General features: G+C 37.2%; 19 protein-coding genes. 5 read left to right on the top strand and 14 right to left on the bottom strand.

What is annotated here, in order from left to right; all coding sequences use genetic code 11:
* Positions 1 to 10 precede the first annotated feature (10 nt).
* From HUV91_RS00095 to HUV91_RS00070, 6 genes are all read right to left on the bottom strand, one after another.
* The gene (locus tag HUV91_RS00095) at positions 11 to 1,960 is read right to left on the bottom strand and encodes a hypothetical protein (protein WP_174492134.1); all 1,950 of its coding nucleotides are present in this window, start codon (positions 1,958 to 1,960) and stop codon (positions 11 to 13) included.
* A 12-nt stretch (positions 1,961 to 1,972) separates the two neighbouring features.
* Positions 1,973 to 3,220: a putative pilus assembly protein FilE gene (filE, locus tag HUV91_RS00090; RefSeq protein ID WP_174492133.1), complete on the bottom strand. Its 1,248-nt coding sequence runs from the start codon at positions 3,218 to 3,220 to the stop codon at positions 1,973 to 1,975.
* Between the two features lie 28 nt (positions 3,221 to 3,248).
* Positions 3,249 to 4,913, bottom strand: a complete 1,665-nt coding sequence (locus tag HUV91_RS00085) for an OmpP1/FadL family transporter (RefSeq protein WP_130075057.1) — start codon at positions 4,911 to 4,913, stop codon at positions 3,249 to 3,251.
* Positions 4,914 to 4,925: 12 nt separating this feature from the next.
* Entirely contained in the window at positions 4,926 to 6,140 is a 1,215-nt protein-coding gene (locus tag HUV91_RS00080; RefSeq protein ID WP_174492132.1) for a hypothetical protein, read from the bottom strand.
* A 48-nt stretch (positions 6,141 to 6,188) separates the two neighbouring features.
* Positions 6,189 to 7,022, bottom strand: coding sequence for a C39 family peptidase (locus HUV91_RS00075; protein ID WP_130075056.1), 834 nt, complete (start codon positions 7,020 to 7,022; stop codon positions 6,189 to 6,191).
* A gap of 200 nt (positions 7,023 to 7,222) precedes the next feature.
* The gene (locus HUV91_RS00070) at positions 7,223 to 8,143 is read right to left on the bottom strand and encodes a DUF6160 family protein (protein WP_174492131.1); all 921 of its coding nucleotides are present in this window, start codon (positions 8,141 to 8,143) and stop codon (positions 7,223 to 7,225) included.
* 248 nt (positions 8,144 to 8,391) lie between these two features.
* Between HUV91_RS00070 and HUV91_RS00065 the strand changes: the two genes are divergently transcribed.
* Entirely contained in the window at positions 8,392 to 9,750 is a 1,359-nt protein-coding gene (locus HUV91_RS00065) for an anthranilate synthase component I family protein (protein WP_174492130.1), read from the top strand.
* Positions 9,751 to 9,812: 62 nt separating this feature from the next.
* Here the strand turns inward: HUV91_RS00065 and hisC are convergent, their stop codons facing one another.
* The 7 genes from hisC to HUV91_RS00030 all read right to left on the bottom strand — a co-directional run bounded on the left by hisC (position 9,813) and on the right by HUV91_RS00030 (position 16,960).
* Positions 9,813 to 10,910, bottom strand: a complete 1,098-nt coding sequence (gene hisC, locus HUV91_RS00060; RefSeq protein WP_174492129.1) for a histidinol-phosphate transaminase — start codon at positions 10,908 to 10,910, stop codon at positions 9,813 to 9,815.
* A gap of 94 nt (positions 10,911 to 11,004) precedes the next feature.
* On the bottom strand, positions 11,005 to 12,294 hold the full coding sequence (gene hisD / locus HUV91_RS00055) for a histidinol dehydrogenase (RefSeq protein WP_174492128.1): 1,290 nt from the start codon (positions 12,292 to 12,294) through the stop codon (positions 11,005 to 11,007).
* Positions 12,295 to 12,614: 320 nt separating this feature from the next.
* On the bottom strand, positions 12,615 to 13,316 hold the full coding sequence (gene hisG / locus HUV91_RS00050; protein ID WP_130075051.1) for an ATP phosphoribosyltransferase: 702 nt from the start codon (positions 13,314 to 13,316) through the stop codon (positions 12,615 to 12,617).
* Positions 13,317 to 13,320: 4 nt separating this feature from the next.
* Positions 13,321 to 14,580, bottom strand: a complete 1,260-nt coding sequence (gene murA, locus HUV91_RS00045; protein WP_130075050.1) for a UDP-N-acetylglucosamine 1-carboxyvinyltransferase — start codon at positions 14,578 to 14,580, stop codon at positions 13,321 to 13,323.
* 6 nt (positions 14,581 to 14,586) lie between these two features.
* Complete coding sequence (gene ibaG / locus HUV91_RS00040) at positions 14,587 to 14,838, bottom strand: BolA family iron metabolism protein IbaG (protein WP_111859958.1); 252 nt, start codon at positions 14,836 to 14,838, stop codon at positions 14,587 to 14,589.
* A gap of 143 nt (positions 14,839 to 14,981) precedes the next feature.
* Positions 14,982 to 15,320, bottom strand: coding sequence for a ribosome hibernation-promoting factor, HPF/YfiA family (gene hpf, locus HUV91_RS00035; protein ID WP_130075049.1), 339 nt, complete (start codon positions 15,318 to 15,320; stop codon positions 14,982 to 14,984).
* Between the two features lie 191 nt (positions 15,321 to 15,511).
* A complete protein-coding gene (locus HUV91_RS00030; RefSeq protein ID WP_174492127.1) occupies positions 15,512 to 16,960 on the bottom strand; it encodes an RNA polymerase factor sigma-54 in 1,449 nt (482 codons plus the stop codon).
* Between the two features lie 426 nt (positions 16,961 to 17,386).
* Here HUV91_RS00030 and HUV91_RS00025 point away from each other — a divergent pair, with 426 nt between their 5' ends.
* The 4 genes from HUV91_RS00025 to HUV91_RS00010 all read left to right on the top strand — a co-directional run bounded on the left by HUV91_RS00025 (position 17,387) and on the right by HUV91_RS00010 (position 20,656).
* A complete protein-coding gene (locus tag HUV91_RS00025) occupies positions 17,387 to 18,286 on the top strand; it encodes an amino acid ABC transporter substrate-binding protein (RefSeq protein ID WP_174492126.1) in 900 nt (299 codons plus the stop codon).
* 92 nt (positions 18,287 to 18,378) lie between these two features.
* Entirely contained in the window at positions 18,379 to 19,221 is an 843-nt protein-coding gene (locus HUV91_RS00020) for an amino acid ABC transporter permease (RefSeq protein WP_174492125.1), read from the top strand.
* Positions 19,222 to 19,223: 2 nt separating this feature from the next.
* Positions 19,224 to 19,901 carry an amino acid ABC transporter permease gene (locus HUV91_RS00015; RefSeq protein ID WP_130075045.1) on the top strand — a complete coding sequence of 226 codons (678 nt, stop codon included), beginning with the start codon at positions 19,224 to 19,226 and terminating at the stop codon, positions 19,899 to 19,901.
* Between the two features lie 11 nt (positions 19,902 to 19,912).
* On the top strand, positions 19,913 to 20,656 hold the full coding sequence (locus tag HUV91_RS00010; RefSeq protein ID WP_174492124.1) for an amino acid ABC transporter ATP-binding protein: 744 nt from the start codon (positions 19,913 to 19,915) through the stop codon (positions 20,654 to 20,656).
* Between the two features lie 223 nt (positions 20,657 to 20,879).
* Here the strand turns inward: HUV91_RS00010 and HUV91_RS00005 are convergent, their stop codons facing one another.
* Positions 20,880 to 21,380: a hypothetical protein gene (locus HUV91_RS00005; RefSeq protein ID WP_174492123.1), complete on the bottom strand. Its 501-nt coding sequence runs from the start codon at positions 21,378 to 21,380 to the stop codon at positions 20,880 to 20,882.
* Positions 21,381 to 21,657: the final 277 nt, after the last annotated feature.

Here is a 21,657-nt window from a genome sequence, read left to right as displayed (position 1 = left end):
CATAGATTGATTATTGCTTAGTTTTAATTTGATAGCAGCTTGGTAATTCAACTTGTAAGCTACCAAAAGTGCGTTTTGCCAACGCTTTTTGCGCATCATTTACTTTATCTTTATTGGCTGCATTATAGATAGTTTGATACACAGCTTGCATATTTGCCCATTGTGCTTCAATCGCCTGATTACCATTCCAACCAGTAATATTAATACCGCGAGCGGTGGTTCCATCAACCAATAAGTTTTGTAAATTTAAACGCACACCACCCGGTACTAATGTATTTTCATCTGTAATCGATGCTCCCGGCAAATAAATAATTGCATCATTTAACCCGACCAATGCACCATCAATATTACCAAAGATTGGATTCGCTAAAATCATACGAATGGTAATCGACTTATCTGGAACAGTCGTGGTGTAGTTTGCCGCACCTGTAGTCCCAATTCGATATTGCTGCACACCATCATCATCTTTATAAGTTGATGGATTGATATTATTACATTTATCAGAAGTCAAATTATTTGCTGTAGGATTTGCCCCGATATTGGTACGAATATCACCATTTTCATCAATCACAATCCCTAATTTCACAGGTGCGACGCTCTTATCCTCAAAGTTAAAGATAATATTTGCATATAATGGGAAAATATATTTCTGCCCCTTTTTCACCGTATTTACCGTACGGAAAACTTTATTAGTTAAATAAGTTGCAGGATTAGACTTATAAATATCAATAGTACCTGTAAAGTTTTCATTCCCTTGCGTTTGGCGCCATTCACCATACACTGTTTTATCAGTAGGTGCTTTATCTATACGTAAAATTCGCTTGTACATATCTGCTGTACCCGCAATATTTGTTCCGTTGACTAAAGTACCTTGTACTAATTGTAAATTATCAGTCGTACTATTCGCAGCTTTGAAAATAAATGGTTGAGTAATTTTATTATTAAATTCATTCAGTAATGCATCTTGTGCATCTGCATTTAATTTCTTCGGTTCAACTTGTGTCAAAAGTGCATATTTTAATAATGATTCACTACCTGTTGGTAACGAATCCTTCACTGTAGGAACACCCATCCACTGTATTGTATAGCCTGTACTATAGCCATCACGCGTCGTGAGTAAGTACATATTGGCAATGGTTTCCTTTTTACTATTACTTGTACTCTTACCACTAAAACCACGAATATCAATGTTTACTTTCTCATTCGTAAAATATAAGAAATTTGTAGTGTAAATACCGACCTGATTTTGTTTAATTAAACGTGCTGCGGCTTGTTGTGCCGATGCCTCTGTAATTGTAGAAGCATCTAACCATGGTTTAATGAGAGCAAGATACGTCCCATCCTTAAAGTTTTGTGCAGTCACATTTGACTGAATATTTTTTAAATCTTCTTTTAAATCTTTTGATAATGTCACAGGCTGAATATCACCTTCAACAGCATCTATATCTTGCTGAATTCCTGCAGCTTGCAAGATACGAACCAATGCCGTTAAGACTCTAAAGGTTTCATCATTACCATTTGCACTGCTAATGCCTTTTCCTGTTAAACCACTTGCCATGTCCATCAAGCTAATTTGCGCAGGCTGACCATTCACCTTTAATGGACGAATCTTCGCTAAATCTACCGTACCCAATTCAATTTTTCGAGCAGATTGTGCACCTTGAATATAGAAATTTATTTTATCGCCAGATGGACAAGCACCCATTGCCACACTACTCACGATTTCAGTGACAAAATGATTGTTCTTATCGCTACTACAATCAAAATTCAAACCTGCAACAGGATAATCCACCACAAAAGATTGACACTTGTTATCAACCATATCTTCACAACCATTGGTTGAGGTTGTAACACCTTTATTTGGGTCTTCGTGAATCGTAGCACTTTCACCACCCCCACATGCCGTTAGTGCAGCCATTAAGCCTGTTAAAGCAAAGGGTAATATTATGTTCTTGTTCATGGTTGACGATCCTTACTGAATAACACTCAGTTTAATTTGTCCTTGATTTGTTAATTCATGATTTTGAATATCAATCGCTTGCGAAAGAGGTGTCATAAATAAATAATGTGCTGAATCTGGTTTCTTGAGCACACCTTCAAGCGATGCATAATGTGTTGAACTTTCATTTTGTTCTTCATTCTTAAATCCACTCACACCTTCAACTACACAACCTTTTTCATCTAAAAATACCGCTAAAGGCCAGTAGTAACTTGGTTTTTTCTGTGAAGAAGCAAAAGAGGAAAACAAAATATTTTGAATCGCGGGGTCTAATTTCACCACTTCATAAGAAAAATTTTCCTTAATCGGTGCAACTGGGAAAAAACTCACTTCTTGATTCTTCATGGACATTGTTTTGGCTTTATCCATTTTTTTACCTGTAAAACATGCTTGTTCTAACGTTTTTACAACTTCTTCTTTAGGTAAACGATAATATGTTGTCGCAAGTACAATTGGCTTATGCTCTAAAGGCTTAGGCTGTCGAATACGATCAAGTAAACTTTTACTCAACCCTTTTTGCCGCTCAACCGTTTCAAAACGTCCTCCTGTCATCCCCCCTGTTTCAGGCATGACATAAAAGCGTTTTTTGCCTTCTAAATTAAATTCACGCTCTTCCAAATATTCATTATTGACATATTGAACACCGTCAATTTCAGTAATATTACGATTCGAATTTGCGCTCTCTTCAACTTTTTTTAGATCATCTACTGTTTTTGTACCTTGCTGTACCACTTGTTTTGGAACTAAAACGGTTGTTGCCTTTTCAGAAACAGGACTTGCTATTATTGTTTCAGATGCCTCTCTTTGCTGAGGTGATGGTTGAGTTTGTGTTTTCTGCTTAATTTGGCTTGGCATCATTTCAACGGATTGCAGCGGCTCTTGTTGCGTAACTGCAACTGGTGATAACACAATATGAGAATTTGGAGCACGCTCGTTATTTTGCAAAACAACCTCAGGTTTTTCTATAATCTGTGGAGGCTGTTTCGGTTGTACAGTAAGCGTAGGTGAAACGGTTTGCGTTTGGGGCACTATTTGTGGTGTTTGCACTACCGTAGCATTATTTTTTTGCTCAGCCTGAACTTTTATTTTTTCCTTTTTTTCAGTTTCAATCGTTTTTTGGACCACCATAGGTCGTCCATCAGGTCCGATAATCGTATAGAAATTAGCAGCATAAGTGACAGGAACAATACTCATTGCTAAAAATATTAAAGTTAATCTCATACTGCTATTCCCTTATTCTGCAATGACCTTACCATCTTGTTCTATAGTTCAAACCTAAAATAGTCACTTTCGTATTGGTTTTTACATTTAATCCTGCATAAGGGTTTAAAATCAGATTATCTACCCCACATGCATTTGACATCGAGCTTGAGCAGGCAGGAATATTGTCTCGGCTACGCAAAAAACCCACAGATAAATCGATATCAGTATCTTCATCAAAACGATACCCTAAGCCTAAACCAAACAATTGCGCATTATTAATTGGGACTAAACTATTACGCTTATCATCTGGAATTGCACTTGCACGTGGCTCATAACCTGCTCGGAGCTTCAAACGATCTGTTGCTGAATATTCAACACCAACTCCCCAACTCCATGGTGATTTAAAGCCTAAAGGCACAGATAATGAACTATCCGAAACTTCATTCGACAATAATTTTGCAATTTTAAGTGCAGAGATTTGGCGGTCAAACTCAAATTGGAATTTCTCCCACGCTTTAAAATCTGTCCAACCTAGATCAAAGTTCACTTGTAAGTCAGGTAATACTTTATATTTAATACCCGCTTGGAAATGTGCAGGATATTCTAAATCCATCGCAATCAAGCCTGATTCAGTTGGTGGAATATAGCCTGGGAAACCTAAAATTGCTGCTAAAATTTGTCCCGTTGCAGATGAGTTCAACCCTTTAATTAACTCTCTCGGTGCATTGGCAGTATCAATAAAATACTTTCCTTTCATCCGCATTTTAGCTGCGCTTTGATAGACCATCCCGAAGCCAAATTCTTCAGTTGGCTCCCAAAGCATACCTAAGTTATAACTTGGACTTAAACTTTGTTCTAATGAAACTTCCATTGCAGCAAACTTATTAAATGGACTGACCGCTTCATTTGCATTACATAGACCAAATAAAAGTAGGTCAGTAATCACATTAGAGTTTTCTCTAAAAGGTGCGCAAACAGCTTCATCCACCATACGTAATACCCCGACCATTTCATTCGGGAAACGTAAATCAGTTTTTAAAGCAACCGCATTATATGACATCCCAATCGACGCCCCAATCGACAGCTCATCATTAACTTCATACGCAATCGAAGGCGACAAATAGGTAATACGCTCAATGGCAACTTGCTGTCCCATAAAGTTTCCAGGATTGCCATTTTCTGAACCGAAACCCGCCACCATAGGTGCATAAACGGCTGTTGCGTATGTTAATTTTGAACCTGGTGGATTATAAGAGACACCTCCCGTAGGTGCTAAAACAGGCCAACCTGGACCTAAGTCCACCACCTTTTTTAAAATTGGGACATATAAACTTGCATATTCAACATCACCACTCACTGACCCTTTATAATCTGTACATAAATTTGACGGATTATCAGGTGCATCATTACAAATTAAGGGGTCATCCGAATAACCAAAAACGTTATAACCATCTGGCGCAGAAAATTCTTTTTGTATATCAAAGTTCGCAACAATCCCTTGAACATCCGTTTGCAAACCTTTTAACTTTGTCAATGCAGCAGGGTTAAAGTGAATTGCACTAATCCCTGGTGGATCCGCAGTGACTGCATTTCCCATAGATAAAGAACGAATATCAACAGATAAGTTTAAACCTAAATGTGCAAAGACTTGTGTTGAACAACCCGTTAAAAAAATAGCAGTCACTAACGGGCGTAAGCGTGGGTATTTCATACCAGCTCTCCATTAGCTTGCTTTTTTCTTACCAAAACCTAAAATATCAAGTGGGAATGATAAACCTAAAGAAATATCAGGTGAATCTTCTGTTAAACCAATTCCTAAAGTACCATTCACAATCGTTTCAGGTGATACACGTACCCCTAATGCAATTGAAAACATACCACTAGACTGATCAGCGGCTTTATAAGACTCGCCGTTTGTATATGTAAATGATGTATTTGTATTAAAGGTTTGCTGATATGACATGGTCATCGAGACATCATAGTTAAATGAATAAGCAAAACCAAATGAGAAGCCACCTGTAATACCTGGTTCAAACTCATCTAAAATACGAGGGCCTGCATCACCACCACCACGGACTTGATTTAGACCTGTCTCTTTAAAACCATAATTTCCTGAAATTGAAGCAAATAATACCACTGGGTCGATATATTTACGGGTACTTGCACCAACACCTACAGAGTAATAACCTTTACCTGTAGATAAATCAGTGGTTGGATTAATTTCGTATGGACTATCACCCGTTTTGGTCGAAACATTACCAAATAAAATAAGAGGCAAACGTCCTGCTTTTAATGGGAAAGGCTCCCAACGTGCCCCTAAATTAATATCTCCCAAACCTGCTGCTGTTGTATCTTTAATATTATCCGACTTTGCAACGAAAGGAAGAGAAGCACTAAAAGTTAAATTATCCAATACACCATACTGCGCAGTAAAGGTATTGGTAATGGTATGACTCGCATCTTCATCCACACGTAGTTGATACAAATCACCATCATTCATTGCAGCATTGATTTGTTGATCACGATAATAAGAATAATCTAAATCATAAAACGCTGAAAATTCACCTTTTTTAATCAAAGAATATTGGCGTTCATTCGAGGTAAATACTTCTTGTAAATTGGTTTCTTGTGTTGCATCACCTTCTTTTTGCTGTAAAGCACTTGCAGCTTGCGAACCAGCAGGCGGCACTAAGGATGGCGTTGCGTCTTTATCAACTTCTACAGCGGGTTGAGATGCGGCTTCGACTGCTACAGGCTCAGCAGCTGTAGTATTTGCTGCATCTACTGTAGCATCAGATTCACCTACGACTTGACCGACATTTTGAGCGGCTTCAGTTGTATCTGTGACCTTTTCTGAAGTTTCCGCAGCATATACTCCACCAATCGCAAGTTGAATACTAACGGCTAGTAAAGTTCGTCTCATCCAATGATTATTCATTTTATTCCTACCTAAAAGTGTGATTATTCGATTTTTTCTAATCTGCTTTTACTTACGTTTATAATATAGTCGCATGAATGATGTAATTGGCTGACCTTTGGTATCTGAATTATCACCACGGTCAATTACTCGACGCATCGTAGATGCTTTATCTGCAATTTTATTAATATAATCATACGAATACTGTGCATCAACCAAAGCATACCTATTAATTGTTGCATCCTCAACATGCCTTAAATCCGCATCTTGTAGTGCTAAAAATTCCTTTTGTTGATCTTTGGGAACATTAATTAAGAATAATGTATTATTTTCCCAAATTTCTTTAAAACGCTCTTGATCGAAACTGATATTCCCTAAAGCAGGATCAGCAACGTAAACACGCCCATTCTTATATGCTTTAAAAACCACGAAATGTTTAAAGCCCGCATAAGAAATCGGGACAATTGCCGGTTGTTGTTGCTTCACCAAATCAGAAAACTCGCCCCTATAACCACCACTTTCAAAACCAATAGCAGTCACAAAACGCTTCATATCGAGCAATGAAAAGCTGCGGCGCTCAATAATACGATTATATTCACCATATCGCAATAAACCTTCCATGGTCTGCTGCTCAGTCAAACTCGTTCCTACATAACCATTTAATAATGTGGTTAAGGCTGCAGAACCACAACTATAATCATAGGCTTGACGTACAATGCCTCTAAATTGATTCTCTAAAGCAGGTTTAATTTGAACCATCTCACGATGATTTCGAGAGAAGGAAGCATTACGAGGGTCAGCAAGCTCTGTATAATACACAGCATCAGTAGGTTTTTCTTTAATGTCTAATGCATGGCTGGCAAAATAGTAAATTAGTGCCGAACCTAAAGTAATCTCTAACATATTTTTGAACTGTTCAAGTATCGGCAATAAACTGCCCGAAGTGTTAATTTTATTTTTAGAGTGAACACTCTACTTCCATGTACCTTTAAGATACCTATTTTTTCAGAAAAAGATAGCTTTTTTTTACTTTTGTTTGATTTTGCCATTTGAATAAAAAAAAACGCGTGATATTCACGCGTCTTTTTTCAAATCAGATCAACTTAGTGACCAGAGATTTTGATTACAGCACCAACACCAGCACTGTTCGTAATTTTCATACCAGAGATTGCAACATCACCAATTGAACCAGAACCGGTACCTGTACCTAGAGTTGCTGGATTACCACCTGTAGGTGCAACAAATCCAGTACCACCACCTAATACAACTTGTTTGATATAAATATCTGTACCTGTTGCATTTTTAAGTGCAGTGATTGCTAAACCTTCTGGCTTAACAGCGACATCTGCATCCATCGCAAGATCAGCACTACCATTGTCATTAACTTTAATACCACCTAGTGAAATGTAACCACCAGCAGCAGCATCTTTAATTGCCAAGTTATTAATTGACAAACCACCAGTCATAGAACCATTCAATTTAATCATCGCACCTTGAGGTGTGTTACCTAACTGAATATTTGCACTTAATTTACCCGTAGTTAAAGATAAACCACTTAAAATTTCCGCAGAAGCTGTACCTACTTTATAAGCACCAGCAGTACCAGTAGCATCATTTACTTCAATTTTACCTAAAGAAATATTCAAACCACCAACGTTAGCAGCAACATTTAAGAAAGGTTTTGCAGGTGTACCAGTACCACCATCTGTATCAATAACAAGATCAGCTAAGTTACCTGTTGTTAATGCTGATGTAGCACTTTTCGTTAACACTACATTATTTAAAGTAATTGCACCTGCTTTACCAGCTGTAGTTGTTGGAGGTGTACCTGCAGTTGTTGGTAAGCCATCACCATCAAAAACATGAAGTTTTGCAATATCAACTTTAGAAATATCAATACCAATCGAAATACCGTCTTGACCTGTTGCAGCGCTTAATGCAGCATCATCCATCGCTTGCATTGCCATTGCATTTGAACTTACAGCTACAGCAGAAACTAAAGCAACTTTAGTAAATAATTTCATTTGTACTCTCCCAAGAGCATTTTTTTTCATTTTTAACCACTCGCCGCAGTCTCACGTTGTTTTTATTTTTTTACAACAGAAACTTTCTTCCTTGAGTAGTCCGATTTGCCCTATTAAATTAACCTTATGTTATTTTTTGTTCAATAGTTGTCTGCTAAAAAGTGAAAGTTCCCGATAAGCGGTATTTTTGTGACCGAGTGTACAAAAAATATCGTATAATCTCATTAACCGTTTTATTAGTTGACAAGATGCTAACTCAATCTATTTTCTGCAAAAATTTAGATATCACAGATTTAACACCCGCTGTTATTTTACAAAAACTGAATGATCTATTTGGTTGTGTTTATTTAGAAAATAATCATCAACCTATCATTGCCGTTTTACCTGTTCAGTATGTTATAAAACAAGCGGGACAATATAGCATTTATGAACGAACCACTCATTTTGAGTACCTTCTCACAGGTAGTATTTTAAATATTAAAAACTTTATCAATTTTAAAAATATAAATACAAACTCATCTGATAACAAACAATTTAATGGCGGATATATTGGATTTATTGATTATAATTTATCCGCCCAACTTCATATTAATAATCAATTAAAATCACAGCCAAATTTATTTTTAGGTCAATATGAAAGTTATTTAAAATACATTCAGGGAAAATGGATTTTTTATAGTTCCGAAGAAAATGCAGCACATATTTTTGACATTATTCAAGCTAAATTAAACTCTCAGCAAAAACATATTCATGCATTTAAATTAATGCAGAGCTGCCAAGCAAGATGGTCAAAACAACAATATAATCAGAATTTTAATAAGATACATGATTATATTAAAGCAGGTGATTGTTATCAAATTAATCTCACACAAGAGTTTAAAGCTAAAGCTCAAGGTCGTTTAATTGATACAGCTGATCATTTTTGGACATTAACTCATGCACCTTATTCTGGTTATTTAAAAATCAATGAGTTTGAATTATTAAGTTGTTCACCTGAATTATTTATTGATTTTGAATCCCATCGAAAAATCATAACTAAACCCATTAAAGGTACGATGCCACGCTATGATGATCCAATATTAGACGAACAATCAAAAAACACCTTAATACATTCACAAAAAGATCAGGCTGAAAATGTCATGATTGTCGATTTATTGCGTAATGATCTGAGTGTTTATGCTGAAACAGGTACAGTAAAAACCCCTAAACTGTTTAATATTGAATCTTTTAATCAAGTGCACCATATGGTCAGTGAAGTCACTGCAACCTTAAAAAAGGATGTTAATCCCTTTGATATGTTGCTATCTGCGCTTCCAGGAGGGTCCATTACAGGTGCCCCTAAAATTCGTGCCATGCAAATCATTGAAGAACTCGAAGGTGCACCACGTGGGGCATATTGTGGTTCAATGGGTTATTTTAATTTTGATGGCACAGGCTCTTGGAACATCTTGATTCGTACAGTTCAAAAATTTCAAGAAGATGTGTCTTTATGGGCAGGCGGTGGCATCACAATCGCATCCGATTGTGATGCTGAATATCAGGAATGTTTTGATAAAGTGTCTGCGATGCTCGATCTACTGAATACATGGTATACACCTGAATCTTAAAATAAAAAAGCGAATCCTAGGATTCGCTTTTTTGCAATAAAAGTTTTAGGAAGCTTTAAACTTCAAGCTAAAATATCTTTTTTTAACGTATCGACTAAGCGTTGATTTTGTTCATCCGTACCAATGGTGATACGTAAAAATTGGTTGATGCGTGGTTTATTGAAATAACGCACAATAATACCTTGTTCACGCAATTTGCCTGCTAATTCGCCCGCATCTTTCGTTGGCAAAGATGCAAAAATAAAGTTCGCACTTGAAGGGAGAACCTTAAAGCCAATTTCAACCAATTGAGCCGTCAATTTCTCACGACTTGCAATCACTTTACGATTTTGCTCTTCAAAATAAGCTTGATCCTCAAATGATGCCACAGCCGCAGCGATAGCAAAGCGATCAATCGGATAGGAGTTAAAACTATTTTTAACTGCTTCAAGTGCTGCAATCAAATGCGGTTGTGCAATGGCAAAACCAACTCGCAATCCTGCCAATGAACGTGATTTAGACGTTGTTTGGCATACCACTAAGTTTTCGTACTTTTCAACTAAACTTACCGCAGATTCTGCACCAAAATCTACATAAGCTTCATCAATCAAAACCACTGAATCAGGATTTGCTTGTAGAACTTCTTCAATTGCAGATAATCCTAATGCAATACTGGTTGGTGCATTAGGGTTGGTAATGATAATGCCACCATTCGGTTGCTTATAATCATCTACAACAATTTCAAAATCATCATTTAAAGGCAAAATTTTAGTGTTCGTTGCAATACCAAAAAACTGACTATAAACAGGATAAAAACTATAGGTAATATCTGGATATAAAATCGGTTTATCTTGCACAAAAAATGCTTTAAAAATATGTGCTAAGACTTCATCCGAACCATTTCCAACAAAGACATTTGAAATATCGACATGTTGTTGATTTGCGATAGCTTGTTTTAGTGCTGTTGAATCAGGATCTGGATATAAACGTAAGGCATCCGCTGAATTTTCCAATACCGCTTGCACTGCAGCAACTACTTTTGGTGATGGCGGGTATGGATTTTCATTGGTATTCAATTTTAAAATATTTTGAATTTTTGGTTGTTCACCAGGCGTATACGGCTCTAGCTCACGTACATCAGGACTCCAAAAACGCATTTGTTCAGAGGTAATATTTGGCATTTTATTTTCTCTATGTTCCCTCTCCTCTTGCGTAGCTTCGCTACTCATCCTAAAGGGAGAGGAACACTCAATACTTCATTATTTAGGTAATAACTTATTTATAACGATAACGTGCAGATCTCGCGTGTGCATCCAAGTTTTCTTGCTGCGCAAGAATATCTGCAGTTTTGGCTAAAGTTTTCACACCCTGCTCAGAACACATGATCAAACTTGAACGCTTTTGGAAGTCATATACACCCAAAGGTGATGAGAACCGTGCTGTACCTGATGTTGGTAATACATGGTTTGGCCCTGCACAGTAATCACCAATCGCTTCAGGCGTATAACGCCCCATAAAGATCGCACCTGCATGGCGAATGCTTTCTGACATTAGTTCAGCTTCATCTAGACAGAGCATCAAATGTTCAGGTGCAACTTGGTTAATCAGCTCCGCACCTTCAGCTCGGTCTTTCACGAGAACCAATGCACCACGGTTTTCAATCGATGTGCGTGCAATATCGGCCTTTGGTAATGCTTCTAAATGCTTTTCAATCCATTGCCCAACTTCAGTTAAAAGTTGTTCATCAGGTGTAATGAATACTGCTTGCGCAACTGTGTCATGCTCAGCTTGTGACAATAAATCCATGGCTAACCATTCAGCGTTATTTTTACCTTCTGCATAGACTAAAATTTCAGAAGGTCCTGCTATCATGTCAATACCAACTTGACCAAACACGGCGCGTTTTGCCGCAGCCACGAAGCGGTTTCCTGGTCCTGTAATTTTATCCACTTGCGGAATAGTCTCAGTACCATAAGCGAGTGCAGCAACTGCTTGTGCTCCACCTATAGTAAATACACGATGCACACCTGCAAGATATGCTGCAGCCAATACTAATGGATTTAAATCTCCATTTGGTGCAGGAACCACCATGATAATTTCTTGCACACCTGCTACATGTGCAGGTACAGCATTCATAAGCACTGAAGATGGATAAGAAGCCAAACCGCCAGGGACATAAATACCCACACGGTCTAAAGGTGTGACTTTTTGACCGAGTGTGTTACCCAAAGCATCGACATAAGTCCAACCATCTTGCTTTTGTGCTTGATGGAATGAACGAACACGATTTGCAGCCATTTCCAAAGCTTCACGTACTTCAGTACTTAAACCTTCAAATGCAGCTTTAAGTTGCTCTTGTGACAGTTCTAAATCTGAGAATTGATGCGCTGGATGTCGATCGAACTGTTGAGTGAGTTTCAGTACATGTGCATCACCATGTTGGCGTACATCTACAATAATTTGGTCTACTGTTTTTAAAAGCTCAGGATCACTCACTGTTTCAAAAGCCAACAAATCAGCAAAGACTTGTTTGAAGTTCTGCTCTTGAGTCGATAAACGGCGCATCTATTTACCCACAAGGTTAATTAGTAAAGATTTAGTTTACCTTGTTTTAGGTGATTTGTGGGTAAGGATTCATCATGAAAATAAGGAATGTGACAGGAAAATGCTTTTCATTAAATAGGAAATATCTATTTCTATTAAAATTATGCATGCGTATCAGGATGATCCCTTTCATCTTCTGAATACATTCACCACTTCAAAGCATCATACCTTCCAACAATAACAGATGAGTTCAATGAAAATGACCACTTTATTTCATCTTCATAAGTGTTTAAAACAATAAAAAACCGCCCTTTTGGACGGTCATTTACACTTAAATCTATTTAAGCTTTTTTCGCATTTTCACGTTCTTCAACAGCTTTTTCAAGTTGTGCAAGAATTGGATTTAACAACGTCTGTTTACGTTTAAAGCTAGCTTTATTGACAATCAAGCGTGAAGATACTTTGCAAATCTCTTCCAAAGGCTCTAAACCATTGGCACGTAAAGTATTTCCTGTATCCACCACATCGACGATGTAATCACCTAAACCGACCAGTGGGGCTAATTCCATTGAGCCGTAAAGTTTAATCACATCCACTTGCTCACCTAAGCTTGCATAGTATTGACGAGTTAAGTTGACATATTTAGTGGCAATTTTTAAACGACCTTTTGGACGAACCATGCCGACTTTACCTGCTGTCATTAACTTACAGTTGGCAATTTTTAAATCTAATGGTTCATACACATTTTGCGCGCCATGCTCCATCAATACATCTTTACCTGCAACACCAATATCCGCTGCACCATTTTCGACATAAGTCGGTACATCAGAAGCACGTAAAATCAAGATACGCACTTGTTTATGGGTCGTTGGAAAAATTAACTTACGAGATTTATCAGGATCTTCCAATAAGTTAATTCCAGCTGTTTCAAGTAAAGGCAATGTCTCTTTTAAAATACGACCTTTACTCAATGCTAAAGTTAAACCATGATCAAAATTACCCATGACGTCAAAGTTTGGATCATCGTTTCTCATATCGCTCATTAACTTACTCGCTCACTCGCTTAATTTGGACACCCAGAGCTTGCAATTTTGCTTCAATATTCTCATAGCCACGATCGATGTGATAAATACGATCAATTGTGGTTTCACCTTCAGCAACTAAAGCTGCTAAAACTAAAGAAAATGAGGCACGCAAGTCTGTTGCCATCACAGGTGCTGCAGATAATTTTTCCACACCCGTGACTACAGCATCATTACCTTCGACCTGAATATTTGCACCCATACGTGCCAACTCAGGCACATGCATAAAACGATTTTCAAAAATCGTTTCTGAAATTGTTGCAAAACCACGACCAATCGCATTGACTGCCATGATCTGTGCTTGCATATCTGTTGGAAAATCTGGATGCGGTAAAGTCCGAAAGCTCACCGCTTTTGGACGTTTACCCATCATATCCAATTCGATCCAATCATCACCACGGGTCACTTCTGCGCCCATTTCTTCAAACTTGTCTAATACAGCTTCAAGTAGGTTTGGATCTGTATGTGTAGTTTTTACCTTACCACCTGTAATTGCAGCAGCAGCTAAATATGAACCTGTTTCAATACGATCAGCAACCACTGAATACTCACAACCATGTAGGCTTTCAACGCCCGTCACGACTAAAGTATCTGTGTCTAAACCTTCAATTTTCGCACCCATTTTAATAAGCATTTGTGCAAGGTCTGTGATTTCAGGTTCACGTGCCGCATTACGAATCGTCGTTACACCATCTGCAAGCACTGCAGCAGTGAGGATATTTTCCGTCCCCCCCACAGTCACCATATCAAAGATAACTTCACCACCTTTTAAACGGCCGTCAACACTCGCGATGACATAGCCATTTTCAACCTCAATGTGTGCACCTAAAGCTTCTAATGCTTTTAAATGCTGGTCGACAGGGCGTGAACCGATCGCGCATCCGCCTGGCAATGAAACTTTCGCACTACCATAACGTGCCAATAATGGACCGAGCACCAAAATTGATGCACGCATCGTTTTAACCAATTCATAAGGTGCAAACTGATTATCTAAAGTAGACGTGTCTGCAATAACCGTTTCGCCTTCATAGCTCATGGTAATGCCTAAACCACTGATTAACTTAACCAATGTTCTCACATCTTTTAGATTTGGAACATTTTTGAGCGTAATAGGGGTATCAGCAAGAATCATTGCCGCCAACAAAGGTAAAGCTGCATTTTTCGCACCAGAAATACGCACTTCACCTTCAATCTTTGCACCACCTTGAATGACAAATTTATCCATTGACGCTTAAGCTCCAAACATACTGGCTTTGCGCCATTCTTCTTTAGTCATTGCACGAATAGTTACAGCATGTACTTCACCACTCGCAATATAAGAATTGAGCGGTTGATAAACAGTTTGTTGACGAGCAACTGGGCGTTTACCTTCAAATTGCTCATCGACAATACGTAGATCAAACTTACCTGCTTGTCCACTGACAGCGACTTCAGCATCAGGAAAAGCTGCTTTAAGGATTTCAGTGAGCTGTTCACTATTCATGGCATCGACCTCATTATAGGACTGTCAGTGTAAAAACCGAGTATTTTACTATAAACTCATCAAAATAATTCATTATCTTGTACAAAAATTATTGATAAAAAAAAGAGGTCTTTTTCAACCTCTTTTGCAAGTGAATATATTGATCATTCTGCAATCAAAATAGGTGAATAATCGAGCTGCATTTTACGATGTCGCTGCAATTGTTTTTTTAATTTTTCAGTTAATTTTTTAATAGAAGTATACATATCATCTGCTGTTGCTTGCGCAAATAACTCTACGCCAGGTAAACGCACAATTGCCTCAGCGATATGATTGGCACTGCCTTTTTTAGAGATTTTGTCTAATTGGTGATCTTTACTCAGTTTGACTTGCATACTATTCACTTGATCAAGATGCTTCACCATCTGAGCAAATTTCCCACGAATATCATCCTCAATCGCGGGTGTAATACTTAAATGATGTCCACGAATTGTAATTTGCATAATTATAACCCTCTCCTTACCAAAGGATGTGACACGTCATAGCCGAAATGATCGAATGACAGAATTCACTTAGGAAAATTCTGCGTTTATTACATCATGCAATCATTTAGGCTACTCCAAAACTAAAAAAGAGATTCATTATTTTCGTCAAATCGTCATAATGAATCTCTAGAATAGCCACATTTTTAAATTTAGATCAAGACTTTTCGATCAGAAGATGATGGAATATTTAAAGATTCACGATACTTTGCAACTGTCCTACGTGCTACATCGATCCCATCCTCTTTCAACATATTTGCAATTGTATTATCAGACAAAGGCTTACGTGGATTTTCTTCGGCAACTAATTTTTTAATTTTTGCTCGAATCGCAGTAGAAGATGCCTCGCCACCTGAAGTCGTCCCTACATGACTTGAAAAGAAATATTTCAACTCAAATAAACCCCGAGGCGTAAGCAGGTACTTATTGGTCGTGACACGAGATACCGTAGACTCATGCAACTCCACTTCCTCTGCCACATCACGCAGTACCAAAGGTTTCATCCCTTCTGCACCAATTTCCAAAAACTCACGTTGATGTTGCACGATACAACTTGCCACTTTTAATAAAGTCTTATGGCGTTCATCTACACTTTTAATAAAGTTTTTCGCTTCCAACATTTGATTGCGTAAATATTGATTATCATCACTTTGATCAGCACGCTTAATCATACCTGAATAGAATGAATTAATTCGCAACTTAGGCAAAATGTCAGGATTCAACTGCACATGCCAATGCCCATTTTTTTTTGATACAACAACATCAGGAATTTGATAATCTGAATCTTTTTCGGCAAACTCTGCCCCTGGATAAGCTTTTAAAGTTTTTAACAACTCAACGGCAGATTTTAATTGCTCGGTATTTAAACCTGTTTGTTTAAGTAATTTTGGTAATTCATTATTGACCAAAAGTTCATAATATTTTAATAAGATAGCGGCTTCATTTTTATACAATGTCCCATGGGGTAAAGCTTCAACTTGCAAAGACAAACATTCAGCCAAATGACGCGATCCCACCCCTACTGGCTCTAGACGTTGAATATGCTTCAATACGACTAAAACCTCATCTTCTTCAACTTCAATATCATAATCCATTTGCGTCAATATATGCGCAACCGACTGTATAATCTCAGAAATTGTAGCATCCAAAAAGCCTTTTTCATCCAATGCATCGACAATACAATAGGCGATTAATTTATCCACAGGTGAAAAGTGTAGTAAATTAATTTGCACCAACATATGCTCTTTCAGTGATGTATGACCTTCACGATTATCTTCTCGTTCTTCAAATTCTGGACGCTCCATCGCAGTAGATTGATGGGTATAAACATCATCCCAATCCGTATCGACAGGTAATTCATCAGGTAGATGATCTGCATTTAATTCATTGGTTAAATCTTTTGAATCTTGTTCTTGTAATTGTTCTAAACTTTCAGTGGATGATTCTTCCTCTACTTTTTCAAGTAAAGGGTTGCTATCGAGCTGAATTTGAATTTCCTGCTCAAGTTCCAAACTCGACAGTTGTAACAATCGAATTGCTTGTTGCAGTTGTGGTGTTAATGACAACGTATTTGCAACTTTTAACCCGACTGATAACTTCATTTAGCGACATCCTCAAAATCACATTCTATACTAAGCAAAAATCATGCCTTTTTATTGTTATAGCATAAGAATTCAACAGCGCCTAGCAAAAATCATTCCTTTCACCAAAAGCTTTACCTATAAAATGAATCATTTATTCAAAATAAATGGAAAATTCATCCTATTTTGAAGATCAAAGATCCAAAACATATGATTTCTCAATTTTAAAAACATTCAACACCACTTAGACTGATCTTCTTTCGACTAAAGAAGCACACAATTTATATGTTTTATCGCTTTACTTCTGAGAAATGAACGTATAAAAATGAATGCATAAAGAAATATCAAGGATCTATATTTCTAAATAAAACGATTGGCATGTTAAATGCTTTATTTTTAATGCAGCATCTATGCATGACATAAATAAATATGATTGGAGAGATCAGAATGAAAAAAATTTCAAAGCAAGTATTTACAACAACATTAGGTATTTTGATCGCAGGCGGTGCATTTTCTCAAGTACAAGCAGCAGATACTTTGGCTAAAATCAAAACTTCAGGCAAAGTTGTAATTGGATATCGTGAATCCTCCGATCCAATCTCCTATGTTGTAGGTGGCAAACCATTGGGCTATGCCGTTGATATCTGTAATAACTTCGCGAATCAACTGAAAAAAGATCTCAAATTACCCAATTTAAAAGTTGAATATAAAGCTGTTACATCTTCAACGCGTATTCCAGAAATGCTTGCAGGCAACATTGACATGGAGTGTGGTACAACCACCAACTCTATTCAGCGTCAACAGCAGGTCAGTTTTTCAACCAACTATTACGCAACCGAAGTACGTATGGTTGTCAAAGCCAACTCCCCAATCAAAACTATTGCTGATTTAAATGGCAAAGCAGTTGTGACTACTCAAGGGACGACCTCTGATAAATACATCAAAATGGGGGAAAAAGGTCAAAAAGTGAATGTCAACAATGTCTATGGCAAAGACCATTCTGACTCATTTGCTATGGTAGCTTCTGGTCGAGCTGCTGCTTTTGTCATGGATGATAATATTTTGGCAGGATTAATTGCAAAATCATCAAATCCTAAAGATTTCAAAATTGTAGGACCTATATTATCTTCTGAGCCGTATGGCATCATGATTCCAAAAGGTGATGCTGCATACAAAGCGATTGCAGATCGTGTGGTGACAGGCATGTGGAAAAATGGGCAAATGGCAGCATTGTATAAAAAATGGTTCTTGTCACCAATTCCACCGAAAAATGTCAATATGAATATGCCAATGAGTTCTTCGTATAAAAACCTGATGGCAAAACCAAATGATACGGGTATTAATTAATACTTTATAAAAAATAAAACCTTATAGATCAATATACATTTTTGTATGTTGATCTATATCTATTTCAAGATTATAAAATCAAAGGAGCACACATGTCAGTTGGCTCACTTAATTGGACGGCTTATTGCCTCCCCTCAAATGAATATAGTTTAGATAAATCTGCTTGGGCTGAATCCGTCTGTAAAGTCATTGGAGGTGAAAGTTATTCACCTGTCGCAGATGCACCAACTTGGTTACAACTGCTCGGTTCAGGTGTTTGGACAATGGTTTGGACAGCCGTTGCTGCTTTTTTTATCGCTTTTATTCTGGGTTCATTAATCGGTATTCTTCGCACACTCCCCAATAAACCATTGGCATTTATGGGGACTTGTTATGTCGAATTGTTCCGAAATATTCCACTTATAGTTCAACTATTTTTTTGGGCTTTTGTCTTCCCCGAACTATTACCACTCAGTCTAAGTACAGGCAGCGGAGAAATGGTACATGGCGGATGGTGGCAAAACCTACTAAATGATAATCCCGCAGTGGTCGGAGTATTCGCGTTAGGTCTATATACTGCCGCACGTATTGCAGAGCAAGTACGTTCAGGCATTAATACGGTTTCACGTGGTCAAAAAAATGCTGCTTTTGCCATTGGTTTAAATCAAAGTCAAAGTTACCGTTATGTCATTTTACCTGTCGCATATCGCATCGTTTGGCCAACATTAACCTCTGAAGCAATGAATATTTTCAAAAATTCTGCCGTACTTTATGCGCTCAGTATTTTAAATTTCTTTGCTTATACCAAAACCATGCGTGAAGAAACCTCTCAAGATATTGTCATTTTAATTCTTTCGACTCCAGTTTATCTCGTAATCACCTATACCATTAAACTCATTATGGCTTGGATTGAAAAACGAATGGCTGTTCCTGGTCTAGGTTCTGGAGGTAAATAGTCATGGACTTCAGTGTATTACAAAATCAAGATGTGATTCAAACACTCATTGCTGGGTTTAAATTTACTTTAACAGTGACTATTCTTTCCATCATTGGTGGAATTCTGATCGGCACACCATTAGCAATGATGCGCTTATCAAATAATAAAGTTGCGAGTAATTTTGCAAAAGTGTACGTAGATTTCTTTCGTGGTGTACCACTAATTCAAGTCATCTTCATTTTCTACTTTTTATTACCTAAATTTTTTGAATTTCAATCAGATACCTACTGGGGGCCATTATTTTCGAGTGTCGTAACATTTGCAATTTTTGAAGCAGCTTTTTTTTCTGAAATTGTCCGCTCAGGGATTCAATCGGTATCTAAAGGACAAGTGAATGCAGGCTATGCACTTGGTTTCACTTACGGACAAACCATGTCTAATGTAATCTTACCGCAAGCATTCCGCAACATGCTTCCCATTTTACTCACTCAATCTATCGTTCTTTTCCAAGATGTATCGTTAGTTTATGTGATCAGTGCACCTGACTTTTTAGGAAATGCCAATACTTTAGCCAACACATATGGCTCAGAAACAAAAGCAATGTTCTATTTATTGGTTGCAGTCATTTATTTCTGTATTTCTTTTACGCTATCACGCTTAGTGAAACGTTTACATCAAAAAATAGCAATCATCAGATAAGGAGAATCCATATGCCAATGATAGAAATACAACAAATCTCAAAATGGTACGGTGACTTTCAAGTCCTTACAGATTGCAGCACATCAATTGAAAAAGGAGAAGTTGTCGTTGTATGCGGTCCATCAGGTTCAGGAAAATCAACATTAATCAAAACTGTAAATGCTTTAGAACCGTTTCAACAAGGCAATATCATCGTTGATGGCACTGCACTCAAAGACCCAAAAACTGATTTAGCTAAATTCCGTTCTCGTGTTGGTATGGTATTCCAACATTTTGAATTATTCCCACACATGACAGTTTTGGATAATTTAACCATTGGACAAATTAAGGTTTTAAATCGTTCTAAAGCAGACGCTGAAAAGAAAGCATTACAATATTTAGATCGTGTTGGTTTAGCTGCCCATAAAAATAAATTCCCCGGTCAGCTTTCAGGGGGTCAACAACAACGTGTTGCCATTGCACGTGGTCTTTGCATGGATCCCGTCTGCATGTTATTTGATGAACCAACTTCTGCACTTGACCCTGAAATGGTGGGTGAAGTTTTAGAAGTAATGAGCCAACTTGCTAAAGAAGGCATGACCATGATGTGCGTCACTCACGAAATGGGCTTTGCCCGTAAAGTTTCAAATCGTGTCATCTTTATGGATCAAGGTAAAATTTTAGAAGATTGTGCAACCAATGACTTTTTCCACAAACCTGAAGAACGTCACGAACGCACCAAATTTTTCTTAGAGAAAATATCGGCAGTCCATTAATTACTTTTAATTTGTAAAATAATAACCTCGATTTATTCGGGGTTTTTTCTTATATTGATTTGATCACACTGCAAAATACCACTTCACCATCAATGTAGACTATCATTTTTCAAATGATTTATTTAAAGCTTATCTTTTTTAAGATTAACAATGTTCCTACCTATTTATTAATTCAAATTTTTTTAAACACTTTTCACTTTCATTTGATAATGAATGACTTATTTTACTCTCCTAATCCATAATCTTCTTCAAGTTGTAATTTCTTTTCAAGAAACCAAGGATCTTCAGGAATTTTTTGTGTTGCATCAATCACAATTGCTCTATACGCATCACGTGCATTTAAAAACCGTTGATGAAAATGAGGCGTATCTTCTGCAAAGGGATTAAAACCTGTACTAATCACTGATCCCAGTCCATAGGTAAGCATTTCCAAAACTAAGATTCTTTCAGCCAATGCACCAGGAATATTCGGCATAAACTCATAACAACGACTAGATGCATATTCTGCTGCCATCAAAGAACCATTTGGTCTTAAATCCATATTATTGGACGGGGGTAATGATCTAAGTATTTCTGTATATTCATACCAAAATCCACCATCAGTCATGTTAACTGATTTTGCTTCAGCAAGAAAATCATGCTGTTCATCCCTATTTAGGATTCTATTTTTTACTGTTTCTAAAAACATTTGTACAGTCATTATTTCATTTTTTTGTTCATTCATATATTCACCTTGATATATTTTAGTATTCTCAAATTCTTGTTGATTATTTTTTACACAACAAATACTAGACAACAAAAAATAATAAATCATTAATATAGTTCTAAGCATATACTACATATTTTTGATTAATTTGCCTTAAACCTCACAACAATAAAAAACACCCCCAACCTTACAGTTGAGGGTGTTTTAAATTTAAAAGCTGGCGATGACTTACTCTCACATGGGTAATCCCACACTACCATCAGCGCTAAGAGGTTTCACTTCTGAGTTCGGGAAG

This window comes from Acinetobacter sp. Marseille-Q1623 (assembly GCF_902809895.1).
Taxonomy (GTDB): Bacteria; Pseudomonadota; Gammaproteobacteria; order Pseudomonadales; family Moraxellaceae; genus Acinetobacter; species Acinetobacter piscicola_A.
Note: the sequence above shows the minus strand (reverse complement) of the source record. Positions and strands in the feature narration are given on the sequence as shown.

Coding starts and splice junctions, on each gene's coding strand:
- HUV91_RS00095 (WP_174492134.1), bottom strand. CDS start 1,960: ATGAACAAGAACATAATATTACCCTTTGCTTTAACAGGCTTAATGGCT.
- filE (WP_174492133.1), bottom strand. CDS start 3,220: ATGAGATTAACTTTAATATTTTTAGCAATGAGTATTGTTCCTGTCACT.
- HUV91_RS00085 (WP_130075057.1), bottom strand. CDS start 4,913: ATGAAATACCCACGCTTACGCCCGTTAGTGACTGCTATTTTTTTAACG.
- HUV91_RS00080 (WP_174492132.1), bottom strand. CDS start 6,140: ATGAATAATCATTGGATGAGACGAACTTTACTAGCCGTTAGTATTCAA.
- HUV91_RS00075 (WP_130075056.1), bottom strand. CDS start 7,022: ATGTTAGAGATTACTTTAGGTTCGGCACTAATTTACTATTTTGCCAGC.
- HUV91_RS00070 (WP_174492131.1), bottom strand. CDS start 8,143: ATGAAATTATTTACTAAAGTTGCTTTAGTTTCTGCTGTAGCTGTAAGT.
- HUV91_RS00065 (WP_174492130.1), top strand. CDS start 8,392: ATGCTAACTCAATCTATTTTCTGCAAAAATTTAGATATCACAGATTTA.
- hisC (WP_174492129.1), bottom strand. CDS start 10,910: ATGCCAAATATTACCTCTGAACAAATGCGTTTTTGGAGTCCTGATGTA.
- hisD (WP_174492128.1), bottom strand. CDS start 12,294: ATGCGCCGTTTATCGACTCAAGAGCAGAACTTCAAACAAGTCTTTGCT.
- hisG (WP_130075051.1), bottom strand. CDS start 13,316: ATGAGCGATATGAGAAACGATGATCCAAACTTTGACGTCATGGGTAAT.
- murA (WP_130075050.1), bottom strand. CDS start 14,580: ATGGATAAATTTGTCATTCAAGGTGGTGCAAAGATTGAAGGTGAAGTG.
- ibaG (WP_111859958.1), bottom strand. CDS start 14,838: ATGAATAGTGAACAGCTCACTGAAATCCTTAAAGCAGCTTTTCCTGAT.
- hpf (WP_130075049.1), bottom strand. CDS start 15,320: ATGCAAATTACAATTCGTGGACATCATTTAAGTATTACACCCGCGATT.
- HUV91_RS00030 (WP_174492127.1), bottom strand. CDS start 16,960: ATGAAGTTATCAGTCGGGTTAAAAGTTGCAAATACGTTGTCATTAACA.
- HUV91_RS00025 (WP_174492126.1), top strand. CDS start 17,387: ATGAAAAAAATTTCAAAGCAAGTATTTACAACAACATTAGGTATTTTG.
- HUV91_RS00020 (WP_174492125.1), top strand. CDS start 18,379: ATGTCAGTTGGCTCACTTAATTGGACGGCTTATTGCCTCCCCTCAAAT.
- HUV91_RS00015 (WP_130075045.1), top strand. CDS start 19,224: ATGGACTTCAGTGTATTACAAAATCAAGATGTGATTCAAACACTCATT.
- HUV91_RS00010 (WP_174492124.1), top strand. CDS start 19,913: ATGCCAATGATAGAAATACAACAAATCTCAAAATGGTACGGTGACTTT.
- HUV91_RS00005 (WP_174492123.1), bottom strand. CDS start 21,380: ATGAATGAACAAAAAAATGAAATAATGACTGTACAAATGTTTTTAGAA.